The organism is Streptomyces davaonensis JCM 4913 (assembly GCF_000349325.1).
Lineage (GTDB): Bacteria > Actinomycetota > Actinomycetes > Streptomycetales > Streptomycetaceae > Streptomyces > Streptomyces davaonensis.
In genome coordinates, this window is sequence record NC_020504.1 from 6,636,514 (window position 1) to 6,660,463 (window position 23,950).

At 70.1% G+C, this 23,950-nt stretch carries 23 protein-coding genes and 2 pseudogenes; 10 read left to right on the forward strand and 15 right to left on the reverse strand.

Features of this window, described 5'->3' with window-relative positions; all coding sequences use genetic code 11:
• Window positions 1-142 precede the first annotated feature (142 nt).
• The 6 genes from cysD to BN159_RS29310 all read right to left on the reverse strand — a co-directional run bounded on the left by cysD (window position 143) and on the right by BN159_RS29310 (window position 7,355).
• The gene (gene cysD, locus BN159_RS29285; RefSeq protein ID WP_015660629.1) at window positions 143-1,051 is read right to left on the reverse strand and encodes a sulfate adenylyltransferase subunit CysD; all 909 of its coding nucleotides are present in this window, start codon (window positions 1,049-1,051) and stop codon (window positions 143-145) included.
• Window positions 1,048-1,596: an adenylyl-sulfate kinase gene (gene cysC, locus BN159_RS29290; RefSeq protein ID WP_015660630.1), complete on the reverse strand. Its 549-nt coding sequence runs from the start codon at window positions 1,594-1,596 to the stop codon at window positions 1,048-1,050. The genes cysD and cysC overlap by 4 nt, the downstream gene beginning before the upstream one ends.
• Entirely contained in the window at window positions 1,593-2,705 is a 1,113-nt protein-coding gene (locus BN159_RS29295) for a sulfotransferase (protein WP_015660631.1), read from the reverse strand. Before BN159_RS29295 ends, cysC begins: the two co-directional genes overlap by 4 nt.
• Before the next feature lie 105 nt (window positions 2,706-2,810).
• Window positions 2,811-3,896: a type III polyketide synthase gene (locus tag BN159_RS29300; RefSeq protein WP_015660632.1), complete on the reverse strand. Its 1,086-nt coding sequence runs from the start codon at window positions 3,894-3,896 to the stop codon at window positions 2,811-2,813.
• 354 nt (window positions 3,897-4,250) lie between these two features.
• On the reverse strand, window positions 4,251-6,563 hold the full coding sequence (locus BN159_RS29305) for an MMPL family transporter (RefSeq protein ID WP_015660633.1): 2,313 nt from the start codon (window positions 6,561-6,563) through the stop codon (window positions 4,251-4,253).
• A gap of 66 nt (window positions 6,564-6,629) precedes the next feature.
• Complete coding sequence (locus tag BN159_RS29310; RefSeq protein WP_015660634.1) at window positions 6,630-7,355, reverse strand: LmeA family phospholipid-binding protein; 726 nt, start codon at window positions 7,353-7,355, stop codon at window positions 6,630-6,632.
• Between the two features lie 74 nt (window positions 7,356-7,429).
• On the opposite strand from BN159_RS29310, the gene BN159_RS42985 reads away from it, so the two are divergent.
• From BN159_RS42985 to BN159_RS29325, 3 genes are all read left to right on the forward strand, one after another.
• The gene (locus tag BN159_RS42985) at window positions 7,430-8,050 is read left to right on the forward strand and encodes a TetR/AcrR family transcriptional regulator (protein WP_015660635.1); all 621 of its coding nucleotides are present in this window, start codon (window positions 7,430-7,432) and stop codon (window positions 8,048-8,050) included.
• A 139-nt stretch (window positions 8,051-8,189) separates the two neighbouring features.
• Entirely contained in the window at window positions 8,190-8,963 is a 774-nt protein-coding gene (locus tag BN159_RS29320) for an IclR family transcriptional regulator (protein WP_015660636.1), read from the forward strand.
• Window positions 8,960-9,802, forward strand: coding sequence for an SMP-30/gluconolactonase/LRE family protein (locus BN159_RS29325; RefSeq protein WP_015660637.1), 843 nt, complete (start codon window positions 8,960-8,962; stop codon window positions 9,800-9,802). Before BN159_RS29320 ends, BN159_RS29325 begins: the two co-directional genes overlap by 4 nt.
• A gap of 13 nt (window positions 9,803-9,815) precedes the next feature.
• Here BN159_RS29325 and BN159_RS29330 read toward each other — a convergent pair whose 3' ends face one another.
• The 3 genes from BN159_RS29330 to BN159_RS29340 are packed head-to-tail and all read right to left on the reverse strand — an operon-like array spanning window position 9,816 to window position 13,052.
• The gene (locus tag BN159_RS29330) at window positions 9,816-11,228 is read right to left on the reverse strand and encodes an FAD-dependent oxidoreductase (RefSeq protein ID WP_015660638.1); all 1,413 of its coding nucleotides are present in this window, start codon (window positions 11,226-11,228) and stop codon (window positions 9,816-9,818) included.
• A complete protein-coding gene (locus tag BN159_RS29335; RefSeq protein ID WP_015660639.1) occupies window positions 11,221-12,447 on the reverse strand; it encodes an MAB_1171c family putative transporter in 1,227 nt (408 codons plus the stop codon). Before BN159_RS29335 ends, BN159_RS29330 begins: the two co-directional genes overlap by 8 nt.
• Window positions 12,444-13,052, reverse strand: coding sequence for a hypothetical protein (locus BN159_RS29340; protein ID WP_015660640.1), 609 nt, complete (start codon window positions 13,050-13,052; stop codon window positions 12,444-12,446). The genes BN159_RS29335 and BN159_RS29340 overlap by 4 nt, the downstream gene beginning before the upstream one ends.
• A gap of 166 nt (window positions 13,053-13,218) precedes the next feature.
• Here BN159_RS29340 and BN159_RS44290 point away from each other — a divergent pair.
• The 4 genes and pseudogenes from BN159_RS44290 to BN159_RS29360 all read left to right on the forward strand — a co-directional run.
• Window positions 13,219-13,500, forward strand: a pseudogene (locus BN159_RS44290) (extracellular solute-binding protein); the annotation flags it as partial.
• Between the two features lie 35 nt (window positions 13,501-13,535).
• Complete coding sequence (gene arfA / locus BN159_RS29350; protein WP_015660642.1) at window positions 13,536-15,050, forward strand: arabinosylfuranosidase ArfA; 1,515 nt, start codon at window positions 13,536-13,538, stop codon at window positions 15,048-15,050.
• Between the two features lie 10 nt (window positions 15,051-15,060).
• Window positions 15,061-15,519, forward strand: coding sequence for an RrF2 family transcriptional regulator (locus BN159_RS29355; protein ID WP_015660643.1), 459 nt, complete (start codon window positions 15,061-15,063; stop codon window positions 15,517-15,519).
• A 128-nt stretch (window positions 15,520-15,647) separates the two neighbouring features.
• Window positions 15,648-16,556, forward strand: a complete 909-nt coding sequence (locus tag BN159_RS29360; RefSeq protein WP_015660644.1) for a sulfite exporter TauE/SafE family protein — start codon at window positions 15,648-15,650, stop codon at window positions 16,554-16,556.
• Here BN159_RS29360 and BN159_RS29365 read toward each other — a convergent pair.
• Together BN159_RS29365 and BN159_RS47780 are read right to left on the reverse strand one after the other, a co-directional pair.
• On the reverse strand, window positions 16,529-18,364 hold the full coding sequence (locus BN159_RS29365) for a caspase, EACC1-associated type (RefSeq protein ID WP_015660645.1): 1,836 nt from the start codon (window positions 18,362-18,364) through the stop codon (window positions 16,529-16,531). The two genes, BN159_RS29360 and BN159_RS29365, sit on opposite strands and share 28 nt — an antisense overlap.
• 19 nt (window positions 18,365-18,383) lie before the next feature.
• A pseudogene (locus tag BN159_RS47780) lies at window positions 18,384-18,776 on the reverse strand (methionyl-tRNA formyltransferase); the annotation flags it as partial.
• A 98-nt stretch (window positions 18,777-18,874) separates the two neighbouring features.
• Between BN159_RS47780 and BN159_RS29370 the strand changes: the two are divergent.
• Both BN159_RS29370 and BN159_RS29375 read left to right on the forward strand, forming a co-directional pair.
• Window positions 18,875-20,107: a sialidase family protein gene (locus BN159_RS29370; protein ID WP_041819999.1), complete on the forward strand. Its 1,233-nt coding sequence runs from the start codon at window positions 18,875-18,877 to the stop codon at window positions 20,105-20,107.
• A 151-nt stretch (window positions 20,108-20,258) separates the two neighbouring features.
• Window positions 20,259-20,906, forward strand: a complete 648-nt coding sequence (locus tag BN159_RS29375) for a DUF4360 domain-containing protein (RefSeq protein ID WP_015660647.1) — start codon at window positions 20,259-20,261, stop codon at window positions 20,904-20,906.
• Here the strand turns inward: BN159_RS29375 and BN159_RS29380 are convergent.
• Complete coding sequence (locus BN159_RS29380; protein ID WP_015660648.1) at window positions 20,873-21,076, reverse strand: DUF397 domain-containing protein; 204 nt, start codon at window positions 21,074-21,076, stop codon at window positions 20,873-20,875. The two genes, BN159_RS29375 and BN159_RS29380, sit on opposite strands and share 34 nt — an antisense overlap.
• Window positions 21,073-21,915, reverse strand: a complete 843-nt coding sequence (locus BN159_RS29385; protein WP_015660649.1) for a helix-turn-helix domain-containing protein — start codon at window positions 21,913-21,915, stop codon at window positions 21,073-21,075. The genes BN159_RS29380 and BN159_RS29385 overlap by 4 nt, the downstream gene beginning before the upstream one ends.
• Window positions 21,916-22,045: 130 nt before the next feature.
• On the opposite strand from BN159_RS29385, the gene BN159_RS29390 reads away from it, so the two are divergent.
• Complete coding sequence (locus BN159_RS29390) at window positions 22,046-22,513, forward strand: ATP-binding protein (protein ID WP_015660650.1); 468 nt, start codon at window positions 22,046-22,048, stop codon at window positions 22,511-22,513.
• 35 nt (window positions 22,514-22,548) lie between these two features.
• Here the strand turns inward: BN159_RS29390 and BN159_RS29395 are convergent, their stop codons facing one another.
• Together BN159_RS29395 and BN159_RS29400 are read right to left on the reverse strand one after the other, a co-directional pair.
• On the reverse strand, window positions 22,549-22,995 hold the full coding sequence (locus tag BN159_RS29395) for a hypothetical protein (RefSeq protein ID WP_015660651.1): 447 nt from the start codon (window positions 22,993-22,995) through the stop codon (window positions 22,549-22,551).
• The gene (locus tag BN159_RS29400; protein ID WP_015660652.1) at window positions 22,992-23,924 is read right to left on the reverse strand and encodes a hypothetical protein; all 933 of its coding nucleotides are present in this window, start codon (window positions 23,922-23,924) and stop codon (window positions 22,992-22,994) included. The genes BN159_RS29395 and BN159_RS29400 overlap by 4 nt, the downstream gene beginning before the upstream one ends.
• Window positions 23,925-23,950 lie beyond the last annotated feature (26 nt).

Consider the following 23,950-nt stretch of genomic DNA (forward strand, 5'->3'; position numbering starts at 1 on the left):
GGTCACGCGTCCTTTCTGCGCGCCGGACCCGGCGGTCAGCCGGGACCTGGCTTCCTGGAAGATGCCGCGCACCATCAGCGCGGCGGTGGAATGGGCAGTGGAGTGCGGGGGCTGGCCGAGGGCCGTCAGATCGGCGGTCACGTCAGAAGTACCCCTCGCGTTTGCGGTCCTCCATCGCGGCCTCCGACAGCCGGTCGTCGGCGCGGGTGGCGCCGCGCTCGGTGAGCCGGGAGGCGGTGATCTCGACGATCACCTCGTCGACCCCGGAGGCCTCGGACAGGACGGCGCCGGTGCAGGACATGTCGCCGACGGTGCGGTAGCGCACCCGGCGCTTCTCCACCGGTTCGCCGCCGCGCGGGCCGCCCCAGTCGCCCGGCGCCAGCCACATCCCGGACCGCAGGAACACCTCACGCTCGTGCGCGAAGTAGATGGACGGCAGCTCGATGCCCTCGCGGGCGATGTACTGCCACACGTCCAGCTCGGTCCAGTTGGACAGCGGGAAGATGCGCACATGCTCGCCGGGCAGATGACGGCCGTTGTACAGCTGCCACAGCTCCGGCCGCTGGCGGCGCGGGTCCCACGTGCCGAACTCGTCGCGCAGGGAGAAGACCCGCTCCTTGGCCCGCGCCTTCTCCTCGTCGCGCCGTCCGCCGCCGAACACCGCGTCGAACCCGCCGCCGCTGATCGCCTCCAGCAGCGGCAGCGTCTGGAGCGGATTGCGGGTGCCGTCGGGACGTTCGCGCAGCACACCCCGGTCGATGTAGTCCTGTACGGACGCCACATGGAGGGTGAGTCCATGTGCGGCCACCACCCGGTCCCGGTAGGCGAGCACCTCCGGGAAGTTGTGCCCGGTGTCCACGTGCAGCAGCGCGAACGGCAGCGGCGCCGGCGCGAACGCCTTCAGCGCCAGATGCAGCATCACCACGGAGTCCTTGCCGCCGGAGAACAACAGCACCGGCTTCTCGAACTCCCCGGCCACCTCCCGGAAGATGTAGGCAGCCTCCGCCTCCAGTACGTCGGTGTGCCCGAGCCGGGCGGCAACCGTCGTCATAGCAGCCCCCGTTGCGTCATGAGCGCATGGACGGCGGTCACCGACTCGTCCACGGACTGGAGTTGGGTCTCCACCTTCGCGTCCGGTGTCTGGGGCGGCTCATAGGGGTCGTCGATCCCGGTGAGTCCGGACAGCCGTCCGGCCCGGGCCTGCGCGTACAGGCCCTTCACATCGCGTACGGCGCACACCTGGAGGGGAGTTGCGACATGCACCTCCAGATACGGGGTGGCGCTCGCCTCGTGCCGCTTGCGGACCGCCTCGCGGCTGTCGGCGTACGGCGCGATGACCGGGACCAGCACCAGGATGCCGTTGCGGGCCAGCACCTCGGCGACCAGGCCGATGCGCTGCACGTTGGTGTCCCGGTCCTCGCGGGTGAAGCCGAGGCCGGCGCTGAGGAAGGTGCGTATCTCGTCGCCGTCGAGGACCTCGACCCGGTGTCCCTCCCGGGTGAGGCGGCTTGCCAGTGCTTGTGCGAGCGTCGTCTTGCCGGAGCTGGGCAGCCCGGTCAGCCACACCGTGGCGCCCGGGGTCGGCGGGGTCCTCATGCGCTGCTCCTTGCCGTCGTGCCGGCCATGGGGACGACGCCGTGCGCGGCGAGTACGGAGAACCCGGCGGCGCACGCCTGGTCCAGCTCCTCGCGCTCGGCGTCGGGCAGGTCCCGCCAGGACGACGAGGGCGCGCCCACTTTGGCCGCGCTGCGGCGCTCCCAGTCGGTGTCCACGAAGTCCGGGCCGAGGAACTCGCCGATGCGGTGCAGGGACTCCTCGGGTGCGGTGAGCAGGTCCTCGTACCACACGTGCAGCACGTTCTCCTGCGGCAGCACGGACATCGCCTCCATGCCGCGCTGCATCTCGTCGGCCCAGTACGTGCCGAACAGCGAGACCGGCAGCCGGTAGTCGCGCACGGCGTCCGCGTCGAAACGGTCCGGCAGGAACGGCAGCAGCTCGTCCGGTACGAAGCCCAGGTCCCGTTCGGCGTCCTGCGCGGGAGTGTCGGCGTACGGGTCGTGGCCGAGGGTGAGATGCAGGGCCATCACCACCGCCGCCATCCGGAAGCCGGTGTGCCGGCTCATCGACAGCGCGGTGTCCCGGCCGTCGCGCACGATGTGCAGATAGCGGGCGTCGGGGAAGTGCTCGCGGAACTGTCCGGCGAGGATCAGCGAGCCGCCGCTGCGCTCGGCCCACAGGGTCTTGCCGAAGCGGGTGCACAGCCAGGCGAACATGCGCCGGTAGTGCTCGCCGGCCCGGGCGTCCGGGAACTCGGCGACGGCCGCCCGGAGTTCGTCGTACAGCTCGTCCGGGGTGTCGGAGAGGTGGGGGAGCGTGGTCATCAGGACGGCCGGGACACCGGTGTCGGCCTGGAACCGGGTGGTCGCCGAGGGGCGGTAGAGGACTTCCCTGGGGGCGAGTCCGTTGGCGCCCAGCAGTCGGTTGACGGCGTTGCGGGAGGACAGGACGGACCAGAACTCCGCCGCCGTGAGGGGGCCTTCGGGGAAGACCCGGGCGGTGATCCGGTACATGTCGGTGAGGTGGTTGAAGAGCTCCGACAGGCTGAGGGCCTGAGGGTGCTCGCGCAGTAACTCGGAGACCAGGGTCGAGCCACAGCGTCCGGTGCCGGTGACGAAGACCTGGCCCGGTGAGGTCGGGGTGGGCATGGCGCAGCTGTTCCTTCCGTGCGTCCTTGGGGTGGTGTCCGTGGGTCGTGCGGGAAGGTGCTCCGGGCGCCGACGGAGTGCGGTCCGTCGGTGCCCCGGCCGGTGTCAGGACCGGCGCAGCAGGGCCGCGTAGAGGGTGAGGCCGGGGCCGAAGGCCATGGCGACCACCGGTCCTTCGGTGCGGGGCAGGCGCTCCAGGACCATCAGGACGGTGGGCGAGGAGCAGTTGCCGCACTCGTCGAGGACGCCGTAGGAGGCGTCGAGCGCGCCGGCGGGCAGTTCGAGCCGTTCGCCGACGACCTCCAGGATGCGCTTGCCGCCCGGGTGCACGGCCCAGCCGGTGACCTCCTCGGGCGTGAGCCCGTGCGGGGCGAGCAGCTGATCGCGGACCACCTCGCCGACGTGCTGCGCGAGGACGTCGGGCACCCTCGGCGAGAGGCCCATCTTGAAGCCGAGGTCGGTGATCTGCCAGCTCATCAGGTCGGCGGTGCTGTGGTCGGTGACCGCGACGACGTCGATGACCTCGTAGCCGGAGCCGGCGTCGGGCTCCAGGACGACGGCCGCGGCGGCGTCGGCGAACAGCGCGTGCGCCACGATCTGCTCGATGTCCTGGGTGGGCGGCTGGACGTGCAGCGAGGTCAGCTCCAGGCAGAGCAGCACCGCGGGACGGCCGCGCGAGGCGACGTAGTCGGAGACGGCGCCGAGCGAGGGGACGGCGGCGTAGCAGCCCATGTGGCCGATGAACAGCCGCTGGACCTTGCTGCTCATGCCCAGCTCGTCCGCGAGCCGTAAATCGAGACCGGGCGTGGTGTAGCCGGTACAGGAGGCGACGGCCAGCATGCCCACGTCCGACGGGTCGAGGCCCGCGGACTGAAGGGCCGCGGAGACGGTGCGCTTGCCCAGCGGCACGGCCTCCTCGATGTAGCGCTCCATGCGCTGCCCGGTGCTCCAGCCGGACACCGCCCGCTCGGCGCGCGGGTCCACGGCCGTGGAGCGGGAGCTGATTCCGGAATTCTCGAATATCCGGCGGGCCAGCGGGAAACCGTCGTAATGCTCCAGGAAGAATTCCTTCCAGAGGTCGTCCTGGCTGGTCCTGGTGTCCGGAAACGAATGTGAGGAACCGGTGATGACGGGGCGCGCGGCAGCGCGCATCCCATGGCGGACAGGTGCGATTTTCTCTTCGAGATGCATGCGTGTTCCCTTGGCTTTTGGGCAGCTGAAATCAGCCGCGTTGGCCTACGGCGGGAGAGGGAATCGTGCGTGCCGATGACATCCGACCCGGGCACCTTTGCGCAGGTCAGGACGGTCAAGTGAACGTGCGCCAAAATGGGCGCACGGAAGATGGAAAGAAGAGTGGTCTGGCTCTCCCCCGTTCGATCCGGATGTCTATCCGGTGATCTCAGTCAAACACAGGAGTTCCAGCGGAATCAAATGTTCCAGTGTAAATTTCCCCGCCGGTAACATGGTGTGAACGAGAAAACGTCGGCTCGCCTCCCGGTATAACCGGGAGGCAAACCGACGTGGTGTTATTCGGTGCTCGCTAATTCAGCCAGAGCCTGCATTGATTTCGGTCAATGGCCGCGATGGTGCGTCGCGGGCCGGCTCGTGCAGCCGGGCGCCCTCGATGTCCAGGTCGGGCAGCAGCCGGTCCAGGCCGCGTGGCAGCCACCAGGCACCGCGTCCCACCATCGCCAGGACCGCCGGCACCAGGGTCATCCGTACGACGAAGGCGTCCACCAGCACGCCGAACGCCAGGGAGAACGCGATCGGTTTGACGATGGCGTCCTCCGTCGTCACGAAGCTGGCGAAGACGAAGAACATGATGAGCGCCGCCGCCGTCACCACCCGCGAGGCCTGTCCGGCGCCGTCGACCACCGCGTCCCTGGCCCGGCCGGTGCGCACCCACTCCTCGCGCATGCTGGACACCAGGAAGACCTCGTAGTCCATGGCGAGGCCGAAGAGCACCGCCATCAGGACGATCGGCAGGAAGCTGACGACGGGTCCGGTCCTGGCCACGTCCAGCGCGTCGGCGAGCCAGCCCCACTGGAACACGGCCACGACCGCGCCGAAGGACGCCCCGACCGACAGCAGGAACCCGATGGTCGCCTTGACGGGCACGACCAGCGAACGGAACACCAGCAGCAGGAGGATGAGGCAGAGCCCGACGACCACGCCCGCGAACGGCAGCAAGGACGCGCTCAGCCGGTCGGAGACGTCGATCCCGATCGCCGTGGTTCCGGTGACGGACACGGCGGCGCCGGTCTCCCGCTCGATGGCGGAGGCGTCGTCGCGGATGAGGTCCACGAGGTCCTGTGTGGACTCGTCCTGCGGCCCGCCCTCGGGCACGACCTGGATCACCGCCCGCCCGGACTCGGGCGCGTACTGCGGCTGACTGATCTTCGCCACGCCCGGCAGCTTCTGAAGTCGCCCGGCGACCGCGGCGGCCTGCCGCTGTCCGGTCTCCCCAGGGGTGTCGGCCTCGGCCAGTACGAGCAGCGGCCCGTTGAAGCCGGGACCGAAGGTCTTCTCGACGGTGTCGTACGTCTCGCGCTGCGAAGTCCCGTGCGCCGCCGTGCCGTTGTCGGGCAGCGCGAGCCGCAGGTCGGCGGCGGGCAGCGCGAGGGTCACCAGGGCGGCGACGGCGCCGATGACGACGAGCAGGGGGCGCCGGGTGACGAGGCGGGCCCAGCGGCGGCCCATGACGGGTGCCTTGGCTGCCGGACTTGCGGCGGCTTCCTCTGTGTCCCCCGCTGCGTCCCCCGCTGTGTCCTCCGCGTCCTCCGTGTCCTTCGCGGAAACGTCGTCGCCCGGAGAACTGCTGCCTGCCGCCCGCCGCGCCGCCCGTGACCCCGGACGCGGCGCGAGCCGTGCCCCCGCGAAGCCGAACAGCGCCGGCAGCAGCGTCACCGCCACCAGCACGGCGATCAGCACGGTCGCCGCCGCGCTCAGACCCATGACCGTCAGGAACGGGATCCGCACCACGACCAGGCCCACCAGCGCGATGACGACCGTCGCGCCGGCGAAGACCACCGCGCTGCCCGCCGTACCGACCGCGCGTCCCGCGGACTCGTGCGGCTCCGTCCCCTGGGCGAGTTGCGTCCGGTGCCGGGACAGCACGAACAGCGCGTAGTCGATGCCGACGGCGAGCCCGAGCATGAGCGCGAGGCTCAGCGCGGTCGACGACACCGTCACCCCCGAGGACAGCGCCAGCAGCCCGGTCAGCCCGGTGCCGATGCCGACGAAGGCGGTCAGCAGTGGCATCCCGGCGGCGAGCAGCGAGCCGAAGGTGAGGGCGAGCACCGCCAACGCGACCACGACACCGAGCAGTTCGAGGACGCTCGGGGTGAGCACGCCGTTGCCGTACGCCTGACCGCCGACGGAGACCTCGAGTCCCGCCTTCTCGGCGGCCTTGGTGGTCTCCTCCAGCGAGTCGAGCGTGCCGTCGTCCAGGTCGGAGCGGCTGACGTCGTAGTTGACCTGGGCGAGTGCGGTGCGCCCGTCGGGTGTCACGGTGCCGGCCTTGTCGGGCGGGATCACCGCGGCGACCTGTGGGGCGTCCTGCGCGGCGGCCAGGGTCTGCTGGATGCCCTGCGCGACCTGGGGATCGGTGACCTTGGCGCCCTCGGGCGCGGTGAACGCGATCTGGGCGCTGGTGCCCGCGGCGGCCGGGAAGTCCTCGGCCATCGTGTCCTGGGCACGCTGGGATTCGGAGCCGGGAATCGTGAACTCGTTGTCGAGCTTGCCGCCCACCAGGAGCAGCGCGCAGACGGCGCCGGTCAGTACGGCGAGCCAGGCCGCCAGGACGAGCCGCCGACGGCGGTAGGCGCCGAGACCGAGCCGATAGAGCCAAGTCGCCACGGGGATGCTCCTTGTCGTGCGGTAGTTGCAAATGCGGTGCGGTTCAGGCCTTCGCGGTCGCTCTGCTCAGGCCTTCACGGTCGTTCTGCCGCCCGCCAGTTCCAGGCGCAGCCCGTTGGCGGTGACGTCGAGTTGTTCCGGTTCCAGGTCGAGGGGCAGCCCGGACAGGTCGACCTCCTGCGGGGCGTCCCCGAGCAGCTGGTCGGCCAGGGCGTCGGGGACGACGCGCTCGCCGATGCGCACGGCGGAGCGCTCGAACCGGATGCCCTCTTCCTCAAGGACCGGCCGGAAACCGATGGAGATCCTTCCGGCGGGACCGGCCTGCACGACCATTTCGCCCGTTTCCTGATCGGTCGTGACCGCCGAGATGTTCAGCGCGCCCCCGGTCATCGTGACGACGGCATCGGCCAGCGCGGCGTCCGTCAGTTCGGCGCTCACCTGGGTGTCGGCCACCGAGAGGCCGTCGCCGGTGCGGACCACATCGGCGAGTTCGGCGTGCAGGTCCACCCCGGAGAACCGGCGGAACGTCGCGCCCTCGCCGTCGACCTCCACCTTCGGGAAGGTCCCACGGGCCAGTTGGAGCATCACCGGTGTCGGTCCGAAGCCCACGTCAAGGCCGGTGTGCAGGCGCTCCTCCATGCGGTCCGCGAGTCGGTCGGCCGCCCGATTGCGGGCCACCAGCTCGACGGCACCCCCGGTGACCAGCACGGCGCCGACCACGCCCAGAGTGATCAGACGGGCCCTGCGGGAGGTCCGCCCGCGGAGCGCACGCCCCCTCCGAAAAAGTGTCATGACTGACAGCATACAGAAACTGTCATGACTGACAGATTCTGTACCGTCGGTTTTGCGCCTGCGATACTCCGCACATGGCAACCCTCGACACCTCATCCGCGGAGCCGCACGGGCGACGCGAGGCGCACAAGGCGGCGACCCGCAAGGCCCTCCAGGAGGCCGCGCACCGCATGTTCGAGGAGCGGGGCTATGCGCAGACCACGGTGCGGGACATCGCGGCGGCCGCCGGAGTCACCGAGCGGACCTTCTTCCGCTACTTCCCCTCCAAGGAGGACCTGGTCCTCGACGAGGTCCTGGAGCTCATTCCGGTCATGCGGGACCGGGTTCTGGCCCGCCCGGCCGACGAGGACCCCTACACCGCCGTCCTCGGCGCCTGTCTCGAACTCATCACCGACGGCGCCCCCAGTCTGCTGCTCAGCGGGCCGCCGCAGCGCTTTCCCGGCCGGCCGGTGCGCCAGTTCCTGCCGGTGCTGAGCCAGTTCGAGGACGGTCTCACCGAGGCCCTGCGGGAGCGGCTCGCCGAGCACGATCCCGACGCGGCCACGCCGCTGCGCGCGGCCGTGCTGGCCAGGGCCGCCGTCGGGGCGATGCGCTCCGCGCTGTTCGCGTACGCCGTTCTGCCGGAGGCGGAACGCACGTCCGCCATGGCGCGCGACCTGCTGACCTCGGCGTTCGAGTACCTCGGGAAGCCGTGAGCGCGCGGCGGCGGAACGCGGGGTCGCCGCAGGCCCATTGCCCAGGCGAACTCACCTTGAGTAGCCTATGTTCGTCATTCCGATCGGCTGTTGAAATTTCGAACACAGCCTTGTTCAGATCAAAGGGAGGGGGCCGGACGTGGGACGCCTCGTACCTGCCGTGACCCGGGCTCTCGACATCCTCGAGCTCTTCCTCGACGGGGACGGCACTCTCTCCGCCCCCGACATCGTGCGCAAGCTACAGCTCCCGCGCACCACCGTCCACGAACTCGTCACGACGCTCGCCGCCCGGTCCTACATCGTCCCGGTGCCCGGGCAGCCGGGCCGCTACCGGCTGGGCGTACGGCCGTACCAGCTCGGCAGCCGGTACGCCGAGCAGCTCGACCTCGCCGCCGAGGGCCAGCAGGTGGCCCGCTCGGTCGCCGAGACCTGCGACGAGACCGTACACGTGGCGATCCTCGAAGGCACCGATGTCATCTACATCGCCAAGGTCGACTCCACGCACGCCGTGCGCATGGTCTCCGCGGCCGGTCGCCGGCTGCCCGCCCACTGCACCTCCGTCGGAAAGATGCTGCTCGCGTCCCTGCCGGAGCCCGAGCTGACCTCGCGCATCCCGGACGACGCCGAACTGGTCGCGATGACCCCCAACAGCATCACCGACCCGGCCGTGCTGCGCGAGGCCCTTGCCGAGATCCGGCAGCGCGGGATCGCCGTGGAGAGCCGTGAGTCCAACCCGGACGTCTCCTGTGTGGCCGCCCCGGTGCACGACCGCACGGGCCGGGTCGTCGCCGCGCTCTCCATCTCCGTACCGATGATCCGCTGGAGCGAGGAGCGCCGCGTCGAGCTGGAGCAGCTCGCCGCCAAGGGCGCCGTCGAACTCTCCGAGCGCCTCGGCCACCGGAGCGCCGCATGACGTACGAGGTGGCGGTACGGGCGGAGGCGACGCTGGGGGAGGGGCCCACCTGGGATCCGGCCGGCGGTCGGCTCCTGTGGATCGACATCCTCGGGGGCCGGGTCCACTCGTACGACCCTTCCTCCGGCCGTCGCACGGTCCGTACGACCGATCAGCACGTCGGCGCCGTGAAGCCGCGGGCCGGTGGTGGGCTCGTGCTCAATCTGCGGGACGGCGTCGGTGTCCTCGACCCCGACGGCTCCTTCCGCTGGCTGTACCGCGAGGTCGTCCCGGGCCGCCGGGGCAATGACGCCGCCGTGGCGCCCGACGGGTCCCTGTGGGCCGGGACCATGCGCTACGACGAGGCCCCGGGCGGCGGCACGCTGTCCCGGATCGGCGCGGACGGGTCCGTGACGACCGTCCTCGATGATGTGACGGTGAGCAACGGCACGGGCTGGAGCCCGGACGGGCGCCGCATGTACTACATCGACTCGCCCACGCGCCGGGTCGATGTCTTCGACCACGAGAGCGGCTCCCTCACCAACCGCCGTACCCTCGTGCGGATCGAGGACGGCGCCGGGTTCCCCGACGGCCTCACCGTCGACGCCGACGGCTGTGTGTGGGTGGCCCTGTGGGACGGAAGCGCGGTACGCCGCTACACCCCCGCCGGTGACCTGGACCGGGAGATCCCCCTGCCCACGCCCCGGATCACCGCCTGCGCCTTCGGGGGCACCGACCTGACCGATCTCTACATCACCACCGCACGCGTGGGACTCAACGCCCCCCACCCGGTGGCCGGTTCGCTGCTGGTGGTGCCGGGGGCGGGGAAGGGCCTGGCGCAGCCTGCCTTCGCCGGATGACCACCGGGCGGGGCTACTGGAGTCCCGCCCGCTTCAACTCGTCCGCGGTCAAGGGGGGCGAGGCCAACGGTGGCCGCAACGGCCCCACAGCCGCCGCCAGCAGAACCGAGGGAGCGACCAGCACCTCCGCGCGTCGCTCCAGTGACGTCACATCCGTCACCCGGCGGGCGATACGCCCGTTCCCCGTGGCCGTGTACAGGAGACGGGAGACGTACGCGGCCAGGAGGCGCTCCCGCAGTGTCGGCCCGTTCGCCGTGGCGCCCGGATAGAACACGTCCTGCCCGATCGCCAGGTCCCAGGCCGCGCCGACCGGACGGGCCACCGCCTTCTGGACCCGCCGGGCGAGTCCGGGCGCCCTCCAGCCGTGACGGCGTGTCAACTCCCGCAGGATCAGGGCGCTCTGGGCGCCGACCGCCAGGCCGTGGCCGTAGACCGGGTTGTACGCGGCGACCGCGTCGCCGAGGACCGTGAAGTTCTCCGGCCAGGCGGGCATCCGCTCGTAGAAGAACCGCCGGTTGACGGTCGTGCGGGTGAACGCCACGTCGGACAGCGGCTCGGCCCGGTCGAGCAGGTCGCCGATCAGCGGGTGGCGCAGTTCTTCGCGGGCGAAGCGGACGAAGTCGTCGTCCGAGGCGTTCGCGGGGGTGGGTTCGCCGCCGCGGGTGCCGTTCAGGGTGACGATCCAGTGGCCGTTCTCGATGGGCAGCAGAAAGCCCGCCCGGCCCGGTCTGCCGGATCTCGCGTCGGGTTGCACGTTGACGACCGGGAAGCCGTCGCGGGCCTGCTCGGGCGCGCGATAGAGCCGACTGGCGTACGCCAGGCCGGAGTCGACCTCGCGGCGCTCCGGCGCGGGCAGGCCGAGGGCCGTCAGCCAGCGGGGCGCTCCCGAGCCCCGGCCGGTGGCGTCGACGACCAGACCGGCCTCGATGGTCCGTTCCCGGCCGTCGCGGCCGCGCACCCGAACCCCGGTGACGGACTCCGCGGAGCCGTCCAGACCCAGCACCTCCGTGCCCGTGAGCACCTCGATCCGGGCGTCCGCGAGGACCTGGGCGCGGACGACGGCGTCCAGCAGGTCCCGTCCGGCCAGGATCACATGGTGGGATTCGGGCCAGCGCCGGAACCAGCCCTGGGCGGACAGGGCGACCACGTCCGTGGTGACCGGTGCCCGGCGTGCCCCGGCGTCCTGGAGCGCGTCGGTGATGCCGGGCAGGAGTTCCTCCATGGCCAGGACACCACCCGACCACAGCATGTGAGCGTGCCGTGCCTGCGGCAGGCCCCTGCGGGGCGCGGCCCCGGAGGGCAACTCGTCGCGCTCCACGACCAGGACTCGGTCGGTGAGCCCGGCCAGCGCGCGCGCCGCGAGCATGCCGGTGTGGGATCCCCCAAGGACCACGGCGACCGGGGGGACGGAGAGGCGTTCAGTCATGTACGGACATGCTCTCTGCCGGGACGGACGCGCGGGTGCGTACCGCCTTGATGTCGTCGGGGCTGCCGAGGACCTGGGACACGGCCTGGATCTGCTGGAGCACATACGACGTGTCGGGGGCGCCCGTGCCGTCGGTGTCCGCGGAGCGCCGCTCGGTGTCGAGGGCGTCCAGGATCGTCACGGCGGCGGCGAGGGCCTGGGCCCGGCCGGGCTGGTGCCCCAGGGCCAGGGCCGCGTCGTAGGACCGTCGGCCCAGGTCCTGGTCGAGGTGGCGCGAGAGCTGGAGGAGTGCGTCACGGATGTAGGTCTCGCGGCGGATCAGGCGCATTTCCGGGGTCGCACGCAGGGCCAGCGGCTCGCGGCGGCCCATGACCGGGCGCATCAGCCGGGCCAGGGGCCGCAGACTCCGGTGCTGGCGGCGGAACAGCCAGCGGTCCTGTAGGTACTGGCCGGCATGCGGGACGATGAAGCCCGTCGCGACCAGGGTGGCGGCGACGCAGGCGGCGGACGGCGCCACGTTGGTGTTCAGCCAGTCCAGGTCGTGCCCGGTCCAGCGGGCCGCGACGGCCGTGAACTTGGCGGCGCTGAACACCAGGTTCGTCGCGTAGCCGAGACCCAGGAAGCGCAGGCCCCAGCGCAGCCACCCGTCGAGTCCGTCGGTGCGGATCCAGTTCCAGACGAGCCGGGCCGTGATCGAGCAGGCGACGGTGTGCGCGGTCAGGTAGAGGAGGATCTCCTCCCGCATGAACGGCGTGTTGGCGTAGTAGGTGTCCAGGTCCCGGATCTGTTCCACCGGCACGTCGGCGAGCGCGAACAGCACCCACAGCGCGACGACCACGCCCGCGTAGACCGACACCACCCACTGGGTCGCGCGCCGCGTCTGCACCGAGTGCTCGGTGAGCCCGTTGCGCCAGTGGACGACCAGCAGCAGCCACGACGCGGACAGTGCCGTGAGCAGGGAGTACACCCACGGCGCCGCGATGTTGGGGACGCCGGTGACCCGGTTGGTCCAGGCGATGGTGCTGGGGGCGGCGAAGGCGAACACCGCACAGGCGAACAGCAGCAGTCCGCCGACCGCGCGCAGCAACGGGTCCCGCCACAGCTTGAGGATGCTGGGCAGCTTGATCGCCAAGGCGGCGGAGAGGACGGCGCCCGGGATCCAGAAGGAGATGTACAACTCGCTCAGGAACGCGAAGGGTTCCACCGCCAGCCGGTTCACCGCCGCATCCCTCCCGGTCCTCGGTAGCCGAGGGACCGCTGGACGGGGTCGAGGGCCGCATCCCCGACGGTACCGGTCAGATAGGGCCGGAAGACGGCGGCCAGCCGGTGCCCGAAGTCGTCGGCGTCGGCCTCGTCGCGCTCCCGGGAGCCGTTGCGGGCGGCGACGCCGAGCGCGACGTCCTGCCAGTCGGGCCGCTCGGCCAGGGCGTCCACGGCCGCGGCACCGGCCAGATGGGAGTGCCGGTGACCGGCGTGCAGATGCCACAACTCATGGCCCAGGATGACCAGTTGCTGCATCGCCTCGGCCCGCTCCTCGACGATGACCAGGTCGAAGTCCTGGAACTCCACCCACAGCCCGGTCACTTCGATCTCGTCGGGGAACCGCTCGAAGCGCAGTTCGACGGGACGCCCACCGCGGCGGACGCTCATCGCCGCGCACAGGGCGGCGCACAGCTCGCGCACATCGGCCGGTCGCCGGCCGCTCGCCCTGAGGGAGCCGGCGAGTTCGGCCGCGAGTCCACGCATCGCGGGGCCGCCGCGCGGGCGCCGCCGCAGTGCTGCCGCGATCCGGGCCGCCCTCCTGCGCGCGCCCGCGATATCCATCCATCCCCCTTTGTGTCACCGCCGTCCCGATTCGGTACGGCAGGCCGTTCGAGACTACGCGGACCGGTAAATCCTGCGCGACCCATTGACGCGCCAGCGCTTCAACTTTACGGTCCCGTTCGAAGTTACGAGCGCTATTCGAAATATCGAACAGTTAGGGCAGGGCATGGGACGACCTGGCCTGAGCCGCAGGCAACTACTGGCCGGAATCGGAGGATTGACGGTCGCCGGAAGCTTCGGCTTCGCGGCGCTCGGGACCGGCGCCGACGCACTCGCCTCCGGTGCGGACACCCGGGTGCGCTACTGGAACCTCTTCAGCGGCGGCGACGGCTACAACATGATCGCGATGCTGGACGCCTTCCGTGACTCGAACCCCGCCATCGACGTCAAGGACTCCACCCTCCAGACGGCTGGCCCATCGTCCGTTGGGGGCGCGGGGAACTGTGCGACCAGCCCCCACGCACCCGCACACGAGAGGAAACCATGCGCACCGCCCGCTTCACCCTGGACCCCGCTTTCACCGTCGGCAGCGTAAACCCCCGCCTCTTCGGCAGCTTCGTAGAACACCTAGGCCGCTGCGTGTACACAGGCATCTTCGAACCCGACCACCCCACAGCCGACGAAGACGGAATCCGCCGAGACGTACTGGAACTCGTGAAAGAACTCGGCGTAACAGCGATCCGCTACCCCGGAGGCAACTTCGTCTCGGGCTACAAGTGGGAAGACTCGGTCGGCCCCGCCGAAGACCGCCCCCGCCGCCTCGACCTCGCCTGGCACTCCACGGAGTCCAACCGCTTCGGCCTCTCCGAATACATCGCCTTCCTCAGGAAGATCGGCCCCCAGGCCGAACCCATGATGGCGGTGAACCTCGGCACCCGCGGCGTAGCCGAGGCCCTCGAACTCCAGGAATACGCCAACCACCCCTCAGGCACGGCGCTCAGCGACCTCCGCCGGACCCACGGCGACAAGGACCCCTTCGCCATCAAACTCTGGTGCCTGGGCAACGAGATGGACGGCCCCTGGCAGACCGGCCACAAGACGGCCGAGGAGTACGGCCGTATCGCCGCGGAAACGGCCCGAGCCATGCGCCAGCTGGACCCCACCGTCGAACTCGTCGCGTGCGGCAGCTCCGGCCAGTCCATGGAGACCTTCGCCGAGTGGGAGGCGACGGTCCTGAAGGAGACGTACGACCTGGTCGACTACATCTCCCTGCACGCGTACTACGAGCCCGTCGACGGAGACATCGACTCCTTCCTCGCCTCTGCCGTGGACATGGAGTCGTTCATCGAGAACGTGGTGGCGACCTGCGACCACATCGGCGCCCGGCTGAAGTCGAAGAAGCGGATCAACCTCTCCTTCGACGAGTGGAACGTCTGGTACCTCTCCCGCTGGCAGGAGCAGGCGACGACGTTCGAGCAGGACGACTGGCCCGAGGCGCCGCGGCTGCTGGAGGACAACTACTCCGTCACCGACGCGGTCGTCTTCGGCTCACTCCTCATCGCCCTGCTCCGGCACGCGGACCGCGTCACGGTCGCCTGTCTCGCGCAGCTGGTGAACGTCATCGCGCCGATCATGACCGAGCCCGGCGGCCCGGCCTGGCGGCAGACGACGTTCTTCCCGTTCGCGCAGGCGGCGCAGTACGGCCGCGGCCAGGTCCTGGACGTACGGGTGGACTCGCCGACGTACGAGACGAAGAAGTACGGCGAGGCGGACCTCCTGCACGCCACCGCCGTACGCGCCGACGACGGCACGGTCACCGTGTTCGCGGTGAACCGCAGCCGCACCGAGCCGCTGCCGCTCGAAGTCGCCCTGAACGGGCTGGACTTGACGCGGATCGTCGAGCACAGCGTGCTCGCCGACGCGGACCCCGACGCCCGCAACACCCTCGACGAACCCGAGCGGGTCACCCCGCACCCGGGTGGGGGCGCGGAGCTGACGCACGGCCGCCTGACCGCCGTACTGGAGCCTCTGTCCTGGAACGTGTTCCGCCTGGGGTGACAATGGGCGTATGAGGATCTCGGCACGGGCGGACTACGCGGTACGGGCTGCACTGGAGCTCGCCGTACGCCACGACGACGGCCCGGTGAAGGCAGAGGCCATCGCCACCGTGCAGGACATTCCGCACAAGTTTCTGGAGGGCATCCTCGGCGACCTCCGCCGCGCCGGTCTGGTCGACAGCCGGCGCGGCGGCAACGGCGGGTACCGGCTGGCCCGGGACGCGTCGGAGATCACGGTCGCCGATGTGATCCGGGCGGTGGACGGGCCCATCGTCTCGGTGCGCGGGGTCCGCCCGACCGGCCTGTCCTACGCCGGGTCCGCCGAGCCGCTGCTGCCGCTGTGGATCGCGCTGCGCGCGAATGTCCGCCGGATCCTGGAGGGCGTCACCCTGGCGGACATCGCGGCGGACAAGCTGCCGAAGACGGTGCAGTCGCTGGCGGCGGAACCGGCGGCCTGGGAAAACCCGTAGAACCTGGAAACCCGTAGAACCTGGGAAAACCCTTAGCGCCTTTCTCAGCTCGCGCTCAGTTTGATCCCCTAGCGTCCCGTCCCGTCCATTCCTACTCACCCGGTAGGAAAATCAGGGATGGGAACTGCATGCGCACGCTGATACTGCTCGCCCTCGCGGGCCTGGGCGCCCAGCTCGTGGACGGCAGCCTCGGCATGGCCTACGGCGTCACCTCCACCACGCTGCTGCTGGCCATGGGCACCAACCCGGCCGCCGCCTCGGCCACCGTCCATCTCGCCGAGATCGGCACCACCCTGATGTCGGGCGCCGCGCACTGGCGGTTCGGGAACGTGGACTGGAAGGTCGTGGCGAAGATCGGCGTGCCGGGCGCGGTCGGCTCCTTCCTCGGCGCGACCGTGCTGTCCCGGCTCTCGACCGAGGTCGCCGAGCCGCTGATGTCCCTGATCCTGCTGACCCTCGGCGTCTACGTCATGTCCCGCTTCACCTTCCGCGGACTGCCGAAGGGACAGCTCGGCAAGCCCCTGCGCAAACGGTTCCTGTCGCCGCTCGGCCTGGTCGCCGGGTTCCTGGACGCGACCGGCGGGGGTGGCTGGGGTCCGGTCGGTACGCCCGCGCTGCTGGCGAGCGGACGGATGGAGCCGCGCAAGGTGATCGGCTCGATCGACACGAGCGAGTTCCTGGTGGCGGTGGCGGCCAGCCTGGGCTTCCTGCTGTCCCTCGGCTCGCAGGGCATCGACTTCGTCTGGGTCCTCGCCTTCCTGCTCGGCGGACTGATCGCCGCACCGATCGCGGCCTGGCTGGTCCGCCTGGTCCCGCCGAGGGTCCTGGGCTCGGCGGTCGGCGGCGTCATCGTCGTCACCAACGTCCGCACGCTCCTGCACACCGGCTGGACGACCGTCCCCACCACACCGGTCTACGTCGCCCTGTTCGCCCTGTGGGCCGCGGCCCTGACGCACTCGATCCGCGCCCACCGGGCCGAGCGCGTCTTGGAGGCGGCCGCCCCCGTGGCTCAGGAGACGTCGACCGCCAGCGTGTAGAGGCGGGTGATCTGTTCGGGGTTGTCGTTGTCGTCCGTGACCAGGTACAGCACCCGCCGTCCCCGGTGCGGCCCTTCGGTGAGCGGGCGGCCGAGGACCATCCCCTCGGCGTTGTCCAGCAGGGGATTGACCTGCGGCTGCCGGGCGGGGGCGCCGGAGGGTGGGCAGTCGCCGAGGTCGACCAGCTCCCGCTTGACTACGAATGCCGAGGCGGAGGTTTTCTCCAGTGACCGCACCCCGCTCACGTCCTTCAGACCGGTCAGCGACACCTCGTAGACGCGGATGCTGTTGCCCTGGCCCTCGGTGTAGCCGCGTTCCAGCGCCAGGAAGCGGCCGTCGCCGATCGGGGCGAGTTCGGCGAGGCGCAGTCCGGAGTCGGTCTCGTAGGCGAGCTGACCGTCCACCCGGTACGCGCCGCCGGGCTCCCCGCTGTAGCGCAGGATGCGGATGCGGTTGCCGCCGCGCCAGGTGCCGTCGCGGCCGAGGGGGTCCTCCAGGCCGACGTAGAGCCGCTTGCCGTCGGGGGAGAGGGCGAGGGACTCGAAGATCGCGCCGCGCTGGGCGTCGCCGGCGGGTATGTCGGCCCGGAAGGCGTCCGGGACCGGCAGCTCGGCGAGCAACTCGCCGGTGGCCAGGCTGTAGCGGCCGATGGAGGGCCGGTACTCGGATGCCACGAGGACCGTCCGGCCGCCCTTCTCCACGGCGATGGCCTCCCCGTCGAAGCCCTGCCCGCCGTACGGCCGTCCGCCGCGCCGCACGAGCCCCGTGAGCCCGGTGATCTCGGGCTCGGGAGGCTTCCCGGGCGCGCCGAGGGCCAGCCGGAAGAGCACGGGTGAGGAGTTGTCGGCGAGCGAGAGGGCCGTAGCGCTGCTTGGGCTCTCGGCGGTGAGGGCGAGCGAGGAGAGACCGGCGAGTCGGCGGCCCTGGAAGGTGACCTTGTCCAGCCGGTCGGAGAAGCCGATCAGGGAGGCGCGCGGCGAGCAGACGTCGGAGGGGAGGCTGCCGCTGTCGGCGGCGAGCGCGGCGACCGGGGCGAGTGCGGCCAGCGCGAAGGCGGTACGGCGCTGCCAGCGGGGCCGGGGTGCGGGGGGCAGGAACCGATCGGGCGGGAGCGGATGGGCGAGGTTGCGGACGAAGGGGAGCTGGCCGACCTGGTTGTTGTCCTGCTGGCGCGGGGTGGGTCTGCCGCGGTGGTGGAGGGAGCCGCGGACTTCGCGATAGATGGCGTCCAGGGTGAGGAAGGGCCGAGCCGACTGCCCGTCCCGCCCCGGTATCCCTTCCCGCAGCACCCGTACGAACTCCCCGGTGAACGCGGTGCACTCCTCACCCCGGGGAGCCAGCGCCCGCACATTGGAGGCGGCGGAGGTCAGCAGATAGCTCCCGGCCATGCCCTCGACGTCCGCGACGGTCCGGAGCGGGGTGCGCGTCTGGGCGTCCATGTCGCCGAGGGCACGTCCGCTGTAGCAGCAGTCAAGGATGATGACCCGGCGCCGGGCGCGGTTGTGCCGGCGCAGCGCCTCGCGCAACTCGCTGTACAGCACGGCCTTGTGCGGGAGTTCCTCCGTCGACCCGATCATGGTGAGCCGCAGGGCGCCGAGCGGATCGACGAAGCCGTGTCCGGCGTAGTAGACGATGAGGGTGTCCCGGGCGGACCTGGCCGCTTGGACGACGGGGTCGATCAGTTCGTCGGAGGACTTCGGGTCGAGCACGACGACACACTGGTCCGGGGGCAGCCCCCAGATCGTCCGGTCGGTGAGCGCTTCCTTCACCCGGGTGAGATTGCGCGCCACCGTGGGCAGCTTCGGCATGCTCTCCGTATTTGGGCAGCAGCGAGGCGTGAATGTTGAGCACGCCGTAGCGGGGGAGCCGTAGTACGGATGGCGGCAGCCGCCACGAGAATCCGTAGCAGACAAGCAGGTCGAGGCCGTATCCGCGTAACGCGGTACCCAGTCCTTCGGAACTGCCCGGCAGGAGCAGGTCCACGCCCGCCGGTAACGCTGCGGCGATCTCGCCTGCGACGCGTGCCGCACCCTCGTCCGTGGGCTTACGAGGACGCATCGAGCGGGAGAAGGCGTACACGACCGGTTCATGGCCCGCGCCGACGCATGTTTCATGCAGAGCGGCGAACTCTGCCGTGCCGAAGGAGATCAAGCCGATACGCATGCTGTCCGCCACGGGCAGGAGCCTAGTGCGATGCCGTGGACACCTACGGTGACCCATGGACGCCGTCCCTTCATCTCCCGTACATCTCAAGGGAGTTGTCGCATCACGGTCATGCTTTTGGGTTCGGCTGGTCCGTCCAGCTGACCTGGAGAGCAATGAGCCGTCCCTTGCTGAGCCGTCGTGCCGCTGTGCTCGTCGGTGTCGTGATATGCATCGCCGCGCTGGTCGTCTTCGTCCGGCCGTGGGCGGAGCAGGCCGACAGTGCGGATGACGAGTCGGGGCGAGGGTGTGTGTCCTCGGTGCCGTATGTCGCGGGGGTGGGGGGTTATGGGAGTTACCGGATACCTGCCGTTGTGCGGACTCGGGGCGGGGACCTGCTTGCCTTTGCTGAAGGGCGGGTTGGGGGCAAGGAGGATCACGGCGACATTGATGTCGTGGTGAGGCGGTCCGGGGACGGCGGGTGTACGTGGGGGCAGTTGCGCGTCGTCGCGGAGGGAGACGGGAACACTCGGGGGAATCCGGCGCCGGTCGTTGATCCCCGGACTGGGAACGTCGTGCTTGTCACCTCCTGTCACCGTGGTGGGGTCACTGAAGCGCAGATTCTGCGTGGTGAGGCCGTGGGGGAGGCGGGGCGGCGGGTCTTTGTACAGGTAAGTGAGGACGAGGGGCGGTCCTTCTCCGTGCCTCGGGAGATTACTTCGACCGTGAAGAAGGCGGACTGGCGCTGGTACGCCACAGGGCCGGGGCATGCCGTCGCGCTGACTCGGGGCGACCATGCGGGGCGGCTCGTCGTGCCGGCCAATCACTCCTCCGCGCCGGCATCGGAATCGCCGGACAGCGGGCAGGAGCCCAAGTACTACGGGGCGCATGCGATCTACAGCGATGACGGGGGGCGGTCCTGGCACCTTGGGTTCGTCGAGGACTCCTATGAGGGGGTCCGCAACGCCAATGAGTCGACCGCTGCCCAACTGCCCGACGGGCGGCTGTATTTCAACGCCCGGAATCAGAAGGGTTCCAGTCCGGGGAATCGCCTCGACGCCTATTCCAGTGATGGGGGCGCGAGTCTGGAAGGTCGGGGCTATGTGGAGCAGGCCTCGTTGAACGACGTTCCGCTGGTTGAGGGCAGTGTGTTGCAAGTGGGCGGGGAGGGTGGGGAGTTGTTGTTCTCCGGGCCTTCCGTGCCTGATGACCGTGCCGCCATGGCCTTGTGGAGCAGTGCGGATGAGGGGCGGACCTTCCGTAAGGCGCTGACCTTGTCCACTCGTAAGGCCGGGTACTCCGACCTCGTGCAGATCGATGGCGAGGGGGTGGGGGTCCTGTATGAGACCGGCACCCGGACAGCGTACGAGACGATCGAGTTCCGGCGCGTGCCCCTGGGGTCCCTGTGAACGGCTGCGAATGGCTGGAGTTCGACCTGTCCATGTCAAGCCAGGCTTCCTACGATGCGGAACGCCTCCCGCCTTCACAGAACCATCACTGATTCTTCAAGGGTGAAGCAAAGGTTGGAGGCGTAGCCACCCCCCAACTCAAGGAGAAGCCATGGCGCGTGGACTTCTGCTGAGCGGCGCCGCGCTCGCCGCTCTGCTTGCCACCGCAATGCCCGCGGAGGCGGACCCGTTCGACGACCCGCCCCCGGACAAAATCATCATCAAGGTCGCCACGGTCAACGGCTCCGGCTGCCCCCAGGGCACGACCGCCGTCGCCGTGTCCGAGGACAACACCGCGTTCACCGTGACCTACAGCGACTACCTCGCCCAGGTCGGCGGCAACTCCGACCCGACCGCCTTCCGCAAGAACTGTCAGCTCAACCTGGTCGTACACGTCCCGCAGGGCTTCACGTACGCCATCGCCAGCGCGGACTATCGAGGCTTCGCCGCACTCCAGTCCGGCGCGAGCGCCATGCAGAGAGCCTCGTACTACTTCCAGGGCTCACCGCAGACGGCGTACCGCAACCACCCCTTCAGTGGCCCCCTCAACGACAACTGGCAGGCCACGGACAGCACGGACTGGGCCCAACTCGTCTGGGCTCCCTGCGGAGTTCAGCGCAACTTCAACATCAACACGGAGATTCGGGTCAGCGCCGGCTCCTCCTCGCCGGACAAGGTCAGCTTCATGACGATGGACTCGACCGACGGTGACATCAGCACCGTGTATCACATCGCGTGGAAGGAGTGCCCCGGCGCCTGACCGGCGATGAAGTCCGCCCAGGCGGTGGGGGAGAGGGCGAGCTGCGCTCCCCGCCGGTCCTTGGAGTCGCGGACGTGAACGGTGGCGGCGGTGACGGCGACCTCGATGCAGTCGCCGGAGCCGCTGCTGCTGTAGCTCGACTTGAACCACTTCAGTTCGCTGGTGCTCATACGTCTCCTCGTAACTGCTGCAACAGGCTCACGGAGTCCTCGGGTGAGAGAGCCTGCGCACGCATCCTGGCATAGCGCCTCTGGAGAACGCCCACCACCTTTGGGTCGGAGATTAACTGGCCACATTCCGGACCCTCGATGTACGCGAACTGCTTGTTCTCGGGAGACTCCAGCAGCTGCATGGAGCCGTGCAGCCCGGCGTGTGATTCCCGCATCACCGGCATGATCTGGATTTCGACGTTCCGCAAGCCACAGGTCTCCAGAACGTGGTCCATGAGCTCCCGTGTGGCGTCAACACCACCTGTGTGCCGCAGGAACAGGTGCTCTTCGAGGATGAAGCTGAACTCGGTGTTGGGCCGTTCCTGAAGCAGTCGCTGTCGTTCGGCCCGCGCCGCCCACTGGGCCTCGATCTGCTCGTCGGACAGCGGCGGCAACTCATCGTCGAACAGTTGCCGAGCGTACGCCTCCGTCTGCAACAGCCCTGGAATCAACCGGCATTCGTACGTATAGAGCGTGATCGCCGCTGCCTCCAGCCGTGCCCACCGCCGAAACCAGGACGCCAATCCGGGCTGTCGAGCCAGGTGTCGTTCCGCCCTCGTCAGCGCACCCGTGTTTCCCAGTACCTTCTCCGCCCGCTCGCCGAACCCGGGATCCGGCATCCGCCGCCCCTGCTCGATCGACGCCACCATGTGTTTCGAGAGCCGCACCCGGTCCCCGAAGTCCTCCCGGCTCAACCCGGCATGCTCCCGCAGCGCCTGCACGACCGCGCCGAACGTCCGCAGGCTGTCCGAAGACTCCGGCTCGCCACCCGTTCCCGTCCCCACCGCACCATCGACCACTGTCGGTCACCTCCCGCGACCATGGTCACGGGCAGTGGCGAGTACTGTCCACCCCGTAACCGCGTACGCTCCGCGAGCGTACGCGCCTCCGACCTGGTGAAGTGCCGTGCGGGGACGCCAGATTGGGCGCATGACCGTACCGCGCACCCCCCACCCCCCGGTTACCGTAAGTGTGTTCGCCCAGCGGCTCACCGCCACTCCGCGTGGCGCCCGGCTGGCCCGTCACCTCGCCCAGAGTCAGCTGCACCTGTGGGGCATCCCGTACGGCAGCGACGTATCGGACGCCGTTGCCGCCGTGGTCGCCGAGCTGGCTGCCAATGCCGTGATCCACGCCCGGATTCCGGGGCGGAGCTTCGAGTTACGGCTGTCGCTGGTCGTCGGGAGTGTTCGCGTCGAGGTCAGCGACACCTGCGTCGAGCGGCGTCCGCCCGGCCCCGCCGACGTGACACCGCCGCACCCTCTCGCCGAGTACGGCAGGGGACTCGTCCTGGTCCAGGAGCTGGCCGACCGCTGGGAGGTGGTGGACCGGGAGCCTCCCGGCAAGACGGTCCGCGCGGAGGTCGACGTACCGAAGTGGCTGTCTCTGTGGCGCGGGTGAAGGCGCCGTCGCGCAGGGTTTCTTGTCGGACAGGGTCAGCAGTGATCGGACCAGTTGTGGGAGGAGATGTTGTTGTTGAGGGTCTCGTTGTCGCCGTGTCCGCCGCCGTTGGGGCCGAAGCGATAGTTGCGGAGGTCTGCCAGGTACCGGCCGTTCCCCAGGCAGTACCAGGCACCGGTGTGGTGGAGGCCCCAGAAGACGTCGACGTCTTCGAACGATCCGGGGTATCCGCTGTTCTGAAGGGAGCTGGCCTGGTTCCGTATGCCGCCGAGCATGGTGGGGCAGCTCTCCCAGTCCGCGTCGCTACCCGTCCACGCGCAGTAGCCCCCGCCCCGGTTCACGCCTTGGTATGCGTAGAACTTACCGTTCGCGGCGGGCCCTATAGGGGCGTCGGACGCCTGCGCGTTGCCAGGTAAGGCCGACAGAGTCAGGGCGGTGAGCCCCACGGCGGTCAGGGTGGTGATGATCCTGGACCTGGTCATTGATCACTCCTTGGTCGGTCGTTCGGCAGGATGGTGCGGGCACGGGCCAGGGCGGCGCGTTCCAGGCGGAGCCGGGTGCGCACCTCGTCCCGGTACTGGTCCCGCAGTCGTGCGTCATAGTGCTGGTCGAGGCGTCGGGCCGTGGCGGTGAGGCCGACGTCGCGGGCGCATTCGGCCTCGGCGACCGCTGTTCGCACCTCTTGGCGGTGGCGGTTCGTGGTCCGGGTCGCCGCCGTGGTGTCGAGGAACGATGCCCGCGCCTGGTAGGGGTCGCGGTACTGGAGCCCCCGTTCGCGCATACAGGCGGACCACTTCCGCACCACCGCCTTGAACTCGTCGTCCGCCGTGACCTGTTGCTGACGCAGCGCCGGGAATGCCCCGGTGATCACATCGGCGCGGAACCAGGCGGACAGGTCGCCGTAGAGGCGCTCCTCGGCCTCGGCGACACAGCCGTCGGCGATGCGGCCGACGGTCATCCCGTTCGGGTCCCGGACCTCCAGCCGGTCGGCGGACTGGTCGCCGTGGTAGGCGGCGAGGGCCCGCTGCCGGTCGGCTGTCCCCAGCCGTTCGAAGTAGCGCCGGTTGGGGTCGGCCGCCCGTACCTGTTCACGTCGTGCCTGCATGTCGCTGCCGTAGCCGTGGCGGGCGGCCCACCGGACGTCGTCGATGGCATAGGGAAAGTCCCGGTCCTCGGGCAGCGACCGACGGGGCACCGGCCACATGCGGAAACCGCGGGCGGCCATGCAGGACCGGGTGAGTTGCTGTTCGGCGTCGTGCAGGAGGTCTTTCTCCCGCTCGGTGAGCGCCTGTGCGGAGGCGGCGCTCGGTCGAGGCTCGGACGGCTGTGCGTCGCAGGCGGCCACCGCCAGTGCGGCCACCACGCCGACGATGGCCGACGCGATCCGCGGGCGGACTCGGTCACGCCGCACACCGTCTCCGTCAGTTGCCCTCGTGG